Origin of the sequence: Porticoccus sp. (assembly GCF_041592135.1) — a bacterium.
GTDB lineage: Bacteria > Pseudomonadota > Gammaproteobacteria > Pseudomonadales > Porticoccaceae > Porticoccus.
The window spans coordinates 1-10,206 of sequence record NZ_JBFHQR010000083.1; the positions used below are offsets into that span (position 1 = coordinate 1).

Here is a 10,206-nt window from a genome sequence, read left to right on the forward strand (position 1 = left end):
AGCTCAACTACCTCGACCAGAGCGCCTGGTCGGTGGCCAGCCAGCGGCTGAGTCGCTTTTCCACCCGCTTTGTCAAAAACGTCTTGGGGTTGCGCTGAGGCGGAGTGAGTCGGTCGGCCGGGGTGTGACCCCGGCGAATCTCAGTCGGCCTTCGTCGGTTGTTCAAACAGCCCGTTGATTCGGGCCACTACTTTATCCAGGTCGCTTGCCTGAAGTTCTGCCGGGGGCTTAAGGGTTTCTCCGGCCCACACCGCCAACCCCTTTTTGATCAGCATGCTGTGGAAGTAGTTGAAGTCCCGGGTGGAACTCAACAGCTTGAAACGATCCAGTCGGAATACCAGTCGTGCCAGGCGCTGGCGCCAGCGATCCAGGGTTGTTTCACAGCGGGGGTTGAACAGGCGCCTGATCAGGGCGCGGCGCAGCTGGTCTACCGTGCCCGCAACGCCCTGGGAAAGGGGGAAGATGGCGAGGGGTTTGTGCAGGAGGATCACCTCCACCATCATCGAAATACTGTCGCCGGTGACGATAAAGCCATCCGCCGTGCCCAGCAGCGCCTTATAGGGGTTGTCGCCGGCATCGGCAGACCAGGCGAAGAAGGGCGTTGCCTGGGGCAGGACAAGCCTGAGCGCTTGCACCACTTCGGGCTTGGTGCGCCGGCTGGTGGTGACGTAGGCCGTGCCGCCCAGGTCGTTCTGAATGTGGCGGGCCAGGGCCGATATCTTGTCCGCGATCGCTTCGTTCATGACAAACGGCCCGGTTTCGCCTCCCACCAGAATGGCGATCAGTGGCCGCGGCAGTGCTGCCAGCCTGCCGTGCCAGCGTTCCGCCTCCGCGGCGATCTTCGCGGGGTCGACCTTCATCAGCGGCAGGGCGATGGGGACCAGGTTGTCCAGTGGCGGCAGCTGGTTCTCGCTGCTGGCGATGACCAGGTCAAAGTCCGGCATGTTGCCGCTGGGTTTGCCCACCAGGATGATGCGGGTGCGGTTGCCGGACTGCACTCTCACCCACAGGGCCACCATGGAGGGTCGCCGACCGACGGTGAAGATGAGGTCCGGCCAGGGCGCTTCCAGGGCATCGGAGCGGCCGAGGTCCAGGTGGTCGAGGGTGGCCTTGAACTGCGGTTTGCCGAGCACAAACTCATCCCGCATGTGCACGTATTTGCGGGTGTATGGCCAGCCCAACCCTTCGATCAGGGTTTCCACCTGGCTGTTGTCACCCTGCTTGTCCCCGAGGATCAGCCAGGTGACGGGAACGGGATAGGGGCGTTGCTGCTCAGTTGGCTTGTCCATGGCGGGTCGGGCTCGAGTGAAACGGCGTTACAGGCGATAGCCCAGTGCCGGATTGAGCTGGTCGCGCACCAGCTGTTCGAGCTCGGCCACCTGTGCTGCGCTGAAATCGTCCTTGTAGCCGCCGACTTTGCCCCTGCGGGTTTTGAAGGTGGTAGGGTCACCGGCGTTGTGCAAGCGCATGCCGCCCTGGCGGAAGTGCCCGCTGGTTTCCAGTTTGCGCAGGTTGTCGAATGAGCCGAAGGCTACGGCTTCATCGATTTCCTGTTCGGTAAAGGTTTCACCCATCAACCGAAAGACCCTGGCCAGGGTGTCCGCCGGTTCCGCCCGGAGATCCTCGTAGCGGATGATGGCGGCGCTGTCGAGGGCCTGGACATTGTCATACCAGGTGTTCAGGTAGTTGATCAGGAACGGCAAACCGATATCGCTGTGGCGCACAAAATCCCACAGACCAATGTTGTGGCGGTCAATGGGGTGCGCGATGGAATGATTGATCAATTCCTGTTTGGCGCGGGACTGGCGCTTGGTGAACTGGTGGTACCAGGAAACGGCAATATCGATCGGCTGGCGCGCCAGGAACAGCACCGGCTTGTGCTTCAAGATATTGTCATGGGCCTGGGGCGTAAGCAGATTGCCGACCACCTGTTCATAGCTGTAGCAGCCGTTGGTGGCGGCCAGGCGCGGGATGCCCGGATGTTTCCTGGCCAGCTCGTCGGTGTTGATCAATTTGGAACTGGGCAGGCCGTAGCGAACCTGATAGAGGCGGGACATCATGACTTTCAGCCAGGTGTTGCCGCTTTTTGGATGGCCGATAATGAGCAAATTGGCTCGCTGAGCGCGAGCGAGTTCCAGCTGGCCGAGATGTTTTCTGCGCAGGGATACTCTCAACTTGCCGGGTAATAGTTCCGTGGGGGCAATTACCAGGGCTTTCTTTACCCCATCGCTCAATTGCAACATTGTCGACCGATACTCTGTTGTGACTGCGAAGGGCGAAAGTATGCAGTAAGGCCCTTAAAATGGCCAGAGAGCCTGTCGTGGTGTTGGTGGCCTGTGCTCGAGGGCGGTTTGTCCCTTTTTTCAGTTTCGCGCCCACATCCGTTCGCCATTCGGGCTAGAATGATGCCCGGTTTACCCCGGCAGGGATCTTCACTCCGTTGTCGCGCGGTGCGGTTTACCCGAGGGCAGATCACTGTTTTTTGGCGTCATCACCGCAGCGTCGCCCAGCAGCGACTGTGCTGTCAGGATTTAAGGCCGGAGATTACCCATTCATGCAATTAATGCTCAATTTTTTCAGGAAATACCGGTGGCAGACACTGTTGATGTTGCTGGCATTGTTTTTATCCGGTGTGGCGGAAGGGGTGGGGCTGTCCGCGTTGCTGCCACTGTTGAATGTGGCGATCAAGTCCGGGTCCGGGGAGGATGGCGGAGCTCAAAATCCCTTTGAGCAGCATGTGATTGAATTCCTGGCCAATCTCGGCATTGCGCCCACCATCGGACCTTTGTTGGTCATTGTTGTTTTCGGGGTGGCGTTAAAGAGTTTGTTGCTGCTTGTCTCCCAGCGGCAGGTCGGTTATACCGCCGCTCAGATCGGCACCGATCTCAGGCTGGAAATGCTGCGCGCGATGCTGCGCAGTAAATGGGAATACTTCCTGAACAAGCCCATCGGGCAATTGACCAATGCCATGGCGAGCGAGGCACAGCGCTCCTCGGATGCTTTTGTCTGTGGTGCGACCGCCATTACCTTCCTGATCCAGGCGCTGATCTACGGCGCTGTTGCAGTTGCCGTATCCTGGCGGGCGGCGCTCTTCAGCCTCGGTGCGGGACTGCTGGTGATAGGGGTTTCGCATTTCCTGGTGATGGTGACCCGCAAGGCGGGTAAAAAGCAGACCCATCTGATGCGTTCCCTGATGTCCCGGCTGACCGATACCCTGCAGTCGGTAAAACCCCTCAAGGCCATGGCGCGTGAGCACCTGGCCGATGCGGTGCTGGCGATGGAGACCTCGCGCCTCAATAAGTCGCTGCGACGCCAGGTCTTCAGCAAGGCGCTGCTGAATTCCACCCAGGAAGTGATGTTTACCCTGTTCATCGCGCTGGGCATGTACGTGGCGCTGGTCACCTATGCCATGGAATTTGCCACGGTGATGGTGTTGGTGGTGACCCTGGGCCGGTCGTTCTCCTTTTTGGGCAAGGTTCAGAAACAGTACCAGAGTATGGTGCAGAGTGAGAGCGCCTACTGGTCTATCCAGCGGTCGATCAATGAGGCGGTTGCCTCTCGCGAGCACCTGCATGACGGCGCGGCGCCACGCCTGACCCAATCAATTGAGTTTCGCGGAGTGGCTTTTGCCTACGACGGCAAAGACGTGTTCCAGGATGTTTCGCTGGAGATCCCGGTGGGTGGTATTACGGCCTTGATCGGCCCTTCCGGCGTCGGCAAGACCACCATCATTGATCTCACCATCGGCTTGATCCAGCCGACTTGCGGAGAAATTCTGGTGGCGGGGACGCCCTTTGCAAAACTGGATGTTCGCGCCTGGCGGCAATCCATCGGTTACGTACCCCAGGAAACCATCCTGCTGCACGACACGGTGTTTCACAATATCACCCTCGGGGAGAGCGGGCTCACCGAACAGGATGCGGAACGGGCTTTGCGCCAGGCGGGCGCCTGGGGATTTGTATCATCTTTTCCTGAAGGCATTCACACGGTCGTCGGTGAGCGCGGTGGCAAATTGTCCGGTGGGCAGCGGCAGCGCATTGCCATTGCCCGCGCGCTGGTCAAACGTCCCCAGCTGCTGATTCTGGACGAGGCGACCAGCGCCCTGGACCCGGTCAGTGAGCGGGAAGTGTGTGAAACCATGGCGCAGCTGAAGCAGGAACTGACCATTCTGGCCGTTTCCCACGATACCGCGATCATGGATGCGGCGGACCGCGTCTATGAACTGAGTAAAGACGGGGCCAGATTGGTCGATCAGGCGCAGCTAGCCCGCCAGGCCCATTAATTCCCGGACCCGACTCACGGCGCGCTGTCTATCGCTGTCATCCGTATCGAGTGCCGCCGGGGTTGCCGCGCCCAGCCAGCAGACCCGCCCGGATTGTTCAAGTTGTCGGTGTATCAGGGTGATATCCCTGCTCAGCCGCTGCCAGCCCCAGCGCATCAATGCCCGGTAGGCCAGTGCTGACAGGCTGAAGTCGTTGCCACCCCCGGATCGGTCGCTCTCGCCCCGCATGCTGTATTTGCCTGTGCCCAGGTCAAACATGTGTAGCGGTTTACCGGTGGCACAGGCTTCAGACAGCATGGAGACGCTGTCCGCCGTGACGATGAGTTCATCCGCCATGGCCAGATAACCGAGGTAGGGGTTGTTGCTATCGTCGGCCCGCCACTGGTAAAAGGCCATCGGTGTGTCGGCAATGGCTTTCAGGCAGTGGCTGACGGCGGGCCGGGTGCGGGCGCTGGTGGTGATCAGCAGGGAGCCCCCCTTTGCTTTTGCCAATTCACAGGCCTGGCGGGCCAGCCGTCGGGCCGCCTTGATCCCCAGTGCGTACGGTCCGCTGTCACCGCCGACAATGACGGCGATCAGTGGCTTTGGCAGCTGTGCCAGCTGGCCGGACCACTGCGCTCTGGTGTCGCGGAGTAACCGGGCGTTGATGCGGTGCAGCGGGAGGGTGTTCTGTAACACATTGGGTCGCAGGGGCAGCCGGTATTGGGGGGTGGTAATGACCAGGTCGAACTGTTCCGGATCGGCCCAGGGGCGACCGAGGTGAACGATGCGGGTTTTTCCGCCAGATTGATTCCTGATCCAGCGGCACACGGGTTCATTGCGCATGCCTGCCGAAATCAGCAAATCGGGCCAGGGGGCATTGAGTGGGGCTGAATGTGACAGGTCGATGCCGCTGAGGTCACTGCCGCGCAACAGGTTGGTGCGGAAAGCACCTTTGCGGTAGACCAGCTGTTTTTCTTCCCAGGGCCAGCCCAGCGCCTCGGCCAAGGCTCGCATCTGGCTCAGTTCTCCGGCGCGATAGGCATTGATCAGCCACAGCCTCGGGGTTGTGGCAGTCTGCAGCGCGCTCAACTGATTGTTTGGAAAGGGTTGTTTGGACACGGCGGTCAGTTTTGGAGTGGCAATGAATAATGGCCCTAGGGTATAGTCCCGGTTGCTGCAATCTATCCAACTGAGGCTTGCGGTGCAAGGCGAATGCTGTGATATCGTTGCCCGACAAGAAAACCGAGCCAGGTTCTAAACAATGCCAAATTATAATGCCTATGTTGATTACATCTACACTGTGCTGCGGACCATCAAAAAAGATGTCGAATTTACCGAGGAGACCGACCTGGTGGCAGAGCTGGGGCTCAGCTCGCTGCAAGTGATGGAGTTGATCGAGCACATTGAAGACCATTTTGATATTTCCATCTCCCTGAATATTCTGCCCGATATCAATACCGTTGGTGATCTTGCCCGCAAGCTGCAAGAACTCAACGGCTAGCCGGCGCATACCGGCTCCCGCGTCCTCATCAGGAGGTAATACCTTTTCCATGCTTCTCGACAAATTTCAGTCTATGGCTGGGGTTCGCGCCGAACTCGAAGCCATTGGTATCGTGCCATTCGGAGCTGTAACAGAAAAAATCACATCGGCGACCGAAGGGGTGGTCAACGGCCATCAGGTAATCCTCGCCGGCACCAATAATTACCTCGGCATGTCGTTCGATCCCCGCTGTATCGCCAGCGCCAGGGCCGCGGCAGGGGTCTGGGGTACGGGGACCACCGGTTCCCGCATGGCCAACGGCACCTTTGCTGAACACATCGCCCTGGAGCGGGAGCTGGCGCAGTTTTATGGTGTGGAACAGGCTATCGTGTTTACCACCGGTTACGCGGCCACCCAGGGCATGTGCGCAACCCTGGCGGGACCCGGTGATGTGATTCTGCTGGATGCGGACAGTCACGCCAGCATCTATGCCGGTGCCCAGCTGAGCGGTGCGGAAATTATCCGCTTCAAGCACAGCGATACCAACGATCTGGAAAAACGTTTGAGACGATTGGGCGACCGAACCGGCAACACCCTGATCGTGGTCGAGGGCATCTACAGCATGCTCGGCGACGTCGCGCCGTTGCAAGAGATTGCCGAGCTGAAGCGACGCTACGGCGGTTACCTGCTGGTGGATGAGGCCCACTCCATGGGGGTGCTGGGTGCCCACGGTCGGGGAGCGGTCGAGGCGGCCGGCGTGGAGGGGGATGTCGACTTTATTGTGGGGACCTTCAGCAAGAGTCTCGGCGCCACCGGCGGTTTTTGCGTCAGCCGCCACGCACTGCTTGAAGCCATTCGTTTCAGTGTGCGCGCCTATATCTTTACCGCCTCGGCGACGCCGGGGGTGATTGCCTCCGTGCGCACCGCGCTGCAACTTATCAGTGAAGAACCGCAGCGCCGGGAGCGTTTGTGGGAAAATGCCCAACGCCTCTATACGGGGTTGAAACAGTTGGGGCTGGCAGTTGGGCCCAGTGTCAGCCCGGTTGTTGCCGTTACCATTGAAGATCGGGTTCGGGCCCTGCAAAGCTGGCAGGCGCTGTTGGAGGCGGGAGTGTATGTCAACCTGGTGGTACCACCGGCGTCTCCCTCCGAGAAAAGTATGCTGCGTTGCAGTGTCAGCGCGGCCCACAGTCCCGAGCAGATTGACCATATCATTGCCGCGTTTGCCGCCGTGACGGTTGAACATCCGATCGGCAGCCCTGTTGCCTAGCGGTGGTGGTGTCATCGGCTCTTTGCGGATCGGCCGGTAACGGGCAGTGCAAGCGATGAGCGCTGAAGCAAAACAGGTATTCATCCACCTTTCCGATCTCCATCTCTCGGATCTCGGTGGCGTGGGGTTTTCACAGCTGCTCAGCAAGAGACTGCTGGGCTATCTTTCCTGGCGTCGCAAGCGCCGTCGGGAACACAGTGCCGCGGTACTGGCTGCCCTGTGCGCCGATCTGGGGCTGCTGCCTGCAAACCACCTGCTGGTGAGCGGGGATCTGACGCACCTGGGGCTGCCGGACGAGTTCTCCCAGGTTCGCCGTTGGCTCGATCAGTTGGCGGCGGCCGGTGATATCAGTGTGGTACCGGGCAATCACGACAGCTATGTGGCTGAGTCCTGGCAGAATACCTATTCCCGCTGGCTGCCCTACCTGCGTTCTGATGGCGCTGCTGAGCCGGCATCGCTGCTCCAGGCCTTTCCGTCCCTGAAGGTGCGCGAAGGGATCGCATTCATCGGTCTTAACAGTGCGCTGCCGACACCGCCTTTTTTCGCCACCGGAAAACTGGGCAGTGCCCAGCTGGAGAAGCTGTCTGCCCTGCTTGCGGAGACGGCTGCCCGGGGGCTGTTCAGGGTGGTTTATCTGCACCATCCGCCGATCCCCGGTCAGGAGAAATGGCGTAAACGCTTGTGCGATGCGGCGGCACTGCTCGATGTCATCCGTCGCCAGGGCGCCGAATTGTTGCTGCACGGACACAGTCACAGGTGGCAACACGAAATGCTTGAACTGCCGGGTGGAAAAGCGGTGCCGGTGATCGGTATTCCCTCCTCTTCAGCGCTGGGGCAGCATGGCGAAGCGGCCCTGTACAATCGCTACAGCCTGGAGCGTGTGGCAACTGGCTGGACCTTGCAGCTGGAAAGTCGCCGCTACCAGCGGGACGCGGGACGTTTCCTGAGTGCGGGCACCGAGTCATTTGCCATACCCCGCTAGCAGCGAGGTGGCCAAGTATCTTAGGGGTAGTGTCTTGGGGCTTGTGTCTCTTAGGGCTTGGCGGGGGCAGCGGCCAGCTTTTGTTCCACCAGGGTGAAATCTGAAATGGAATCCACGTCAACGGCGGCATGGCCGTAGGGCAGGGTGACCGCCTGGAGCTTTAAGCCCAGTTTCTTCGACAGGCGCGCCAATGCCTCGTCCCTCGACAGCAGTCCCAGGCGATAGCGCAGTACCGACCACCAGCCCAGCAGTCCGATCAGAATGATGGGTTTTTTGCGCTGGTTTTCGATCTTGCGCCAAAAGTTGGCAATTTTTCGTCCCTCGGGGGTCAGGAAAGCAAACAGGTTGCAGTTGCAGAATTCGCCGTCCTGAAAGCGCAGCACCGTCTTCTTCATCATCGGGAAGCTGGCGTGAACCAGCGGGTAGGGTGCCATTGCCACCACCACATCGGCTCCCGTGGCCAGGCTCTCCCGGCAAAATGTGTCAATGATTTCGGCGTCCAGCAGCGGGTGATCCGCCGTGGTCAGCAGACATTTCCGGTCGACCGGCACTTCGCTCATGATTCGGAAAGCACTGGTGCTGGGGGTCGCCTCGGGATTGCGCCAGGTTATCTCCCCGTTGGTCACGCCCCGACTGATGCGCTCATCGGTATCCACCGATGCCTGTTGCGGGCCGGATAACCAGATGTCAGCTATCTGGCTGGAGGCGGTCAGTGCGTCCAGCACCCGGTGGATCATCGGCTGGCCGTCAATCTTGATTAACGCCTTGCAGGCGGCGCCGTGAAATTCGCGCAGCGGGTCTGTACTGCAGCGTTCGCCGGCCAGCACAATCGCGGCGAGGGTGTTGTTGTTTTGGGAATCGGTCATGGAATACTTCAGGTTATAACGGCTTTTGATAGACGCGGTACTTTTTGTACTGCTTGCCGCCTATCGATTCAATGATATTGCGCATGCCATCGTTGTTTTCCAGAATCCATCCCATTTCAACGTTTTCGATGCCCCGTTTCACCAATGCCGTTCTCACCGCATCGATCACCATAAAGGCCAGGGTGGGGCCCAATCGGGAATGCTGATATTCCTTGCGCACGCCCATCAACGGGACGCGTGCGCTGAGGGGATAGCGCACCTTGAGTCGCCACAGCAGTTTTAGCCAGCCAAAGGGTAGAAGTTTGCCTTGCAGATCTTTTGCCGCTTCGTTGATGTTGGGCAGGGCGACAATAAAGGCGACCGGGCGACCATCAATTTCCGCGATCTGGACGTAATCATCATCCAGCAGGAAGGTCAGGGTCTTGGCCATATCCGAGAACTCCGCCTCGGTAAAAGGGACAAATCCCCAGTTGTTGGACCAGGCGTCGTTAAAGATGTCGCGCATGATCTCGAATTCTTCGGCCAACTGTTTGCGGCGCAAACAGCGCACGGTGACAACACGGCCGGTGGTGTCCACCAGTTTTTGCATCACCCTGGGGGTCACAAAGTCCGGGTGGATCGTGTAAGTCAGCAGGTCCTTGGTTTTTTGGAAACCCTGTTGCTCTACCCGTTCGGCGTAATGGGGCGGGGCGTGGCCCATCATGACGAAGGGCGGGGACTGAAAGCCCTCCACCAGCAAGCCGACTTCCTCATTGATGGACAGATTGAACGGTCCCTGGACCTCGGTCATGCCCCGTTGCCGCAACCAGTCCTCCGCCGTGGTGAGCAGTGCGGCAAACACCTCCCCATCGTCCTCCGCTTCCAGCAGCCCGAAATAACCGAGTTTGTGGCCACCGTGGTGTTGCGGGTAGTGCTCGTCGATTTGTGCGGTAATGCGGCCCACGACCTTGCCCTGCCGGGTCGCGGTCCAGGCCTGGCACTGGGCGTGCTCGAAGAAAGGGTTTTTGCCAAACACGCGAATGCGTTGCTCCAGCTCCAGCGGGGCGATCCAGTGGGGGTCGTTGCGATAGATTGCCCCTGGCAGGCGAAGAAAGTCGCGTTTGCCGCTCCGGCCCTGTACGGGTGTGACGATGATATCGATATCAGGTCCCATAAGCGCTCGTCCGGAATGGCGGATGCTAAAAAAGCCAGGAGTATACAGCCCGGTTTTTGAGCCTACAACCAACCCTCCTTGTACGACTTTAGGGTAGATCCGTTGATTGTCATAAAGTGGTAATTTAACTGGGTTTTTATATCGAGTCTTTTGTGGGGGCGGCGTGGTGGTCGTGATCGCGCAGCTTGCTG

Annotated in this window: 9 protein-coding genes; 4 read left to right on the plus strand and 5 right to left on the minus strand. The window is 59.5% G+C overall.

All coding sequences use genetic code 11. The annotated features are described in order from the left end of the window. Positions 1-140 precede the first annotated feature (140 nt). Both ABY948_RS08345 and ABY948_RS08350 read right to left on the minus strand, forming a co-directional pair. Entirely contained in the window at positions 141-1,289 is a 1,149-nt protein-coding gene (locus tag ABY948_RS08345; RefSeq protein ID WP_461482071.1) for a mitochondrial fission ELM1 family protein, read from the minus strand. A 27-nt stretch (positions 1,290-1,316) separates the two neighbouring features. Continuing rightward, positions 1,317-2,243 (minus strand): sulfotransferase domain-containing protein, encoded by a 927-nt coding sequence (locus ABY948_RS08350; RefSeq protein ID WP_461482072.1) that lies wholly within the window; start codon positions 2,241-2,243, stop codon positions 1,317-1,319. A 311-nt stretch (positions 2,244-2,554) separates the two neighbouring features. Between ABY948_RS08350 and ABY948_RS08355 the strand changes: the two genes are divergently transcribed. Beyond that, complete coding sequence (locus ABY948_RS08355) at positions 2,555-4,282, plus strand: ABC transporter ATP-binding protein (protein WP_461482073.1); 1,728 nt, start codon at positions 2,555-2,557, stop codon at positions 4,280-4,282. Here ABY948_RS08355 and ABY948_RS08360 read toward each other — a convergent pair. Next, a complete protein-coding gene (locus ABY948_RS08360; RefSeq protein WP_461482074.1) occupies positions 4,262-5,383 on the minus strand; it encodes a mitochondrial fission ELM1 family protein in 1,122 nt (373 codons plus the stop codon). The two genes, ABY948_RS08355 and ABY948_RS08360, sit on opposite strands and share 21 nt — an antisense overlap. A 142-nt stretch (positions 5,384-5,525) precedes the next feature. Here ABY948_RS08360 and ABY948_RS08365 point away from each other — a divergent pair, with 142 nt between their 5' ends. From ABY948_RS08365 to ABY948_RS08375, 3 genes are read left to right on the plus strand one after another with little or no spacing between them, the layout of a single operon-like run. Further along, positions 5,526-5,765 (plus strand): acyl carrier protein, encoded by a 240-nt coding sequence (locus tag ABY948_RS08365; protein ID WP_461482075.1) that lies wholly within the window; start codon positions 5,526-5,528, stop codon positions 5,763-5,765. Positions 5,766-5,814: 49 nt separating this feature from the next. Beyond that, positions 5,815-7,014, plus strand: a complete 1,200-nt coding sequence (gene spt / locus ABY948_RS08370) for a serine palmitoyltransferase (protein ID WP_461482076.1) — start codon at positions 5,815-5,817, stop codon at positions 7,012-7,014. Positions 7,015-7,069: 55 nt separating this feature from the next. Next, positions 7,070-7,996, plus strand: a complete 927-nt coding sequence (locus tag ABY948_RS08375; protein ID WP_461482077.1) for a metallophosphoesterase family protein — start codon at positions 7,070-7,072, stop codon at positions 7,994-7,996. Between the two features lie 50 nt (positions 7,997-8,046). Here the strand turns inward: ABY948_RS08375 and ABY948_RS08380 are convergent, their stop codons facing one another. Continuing rightward, complete coding sequence (locus ABY948_RS08380) at positions 8,047-8,862, minus strand: nucleotidyltransferase family protein (RefSeq protein ID WP_461482078.1); 816 nt, start codon at positions 8,860-8,862, stop codon at positions 8,047-8,049. Between the two features lie 13 nt (positions 8,863-8,875). Further along, on the minus strand, positions 8,876-10,015 hold the full coding sequence (locus ABY948_RS08385) for a hypothetical protein (protein ID WP_461482079.1): 1,140 nt from the start codon (positions 10,013-10,015) through the stop codon (positions 8,876-8,878). Positions 10,016-10,206: the final 191 nt, after the last annotated feature.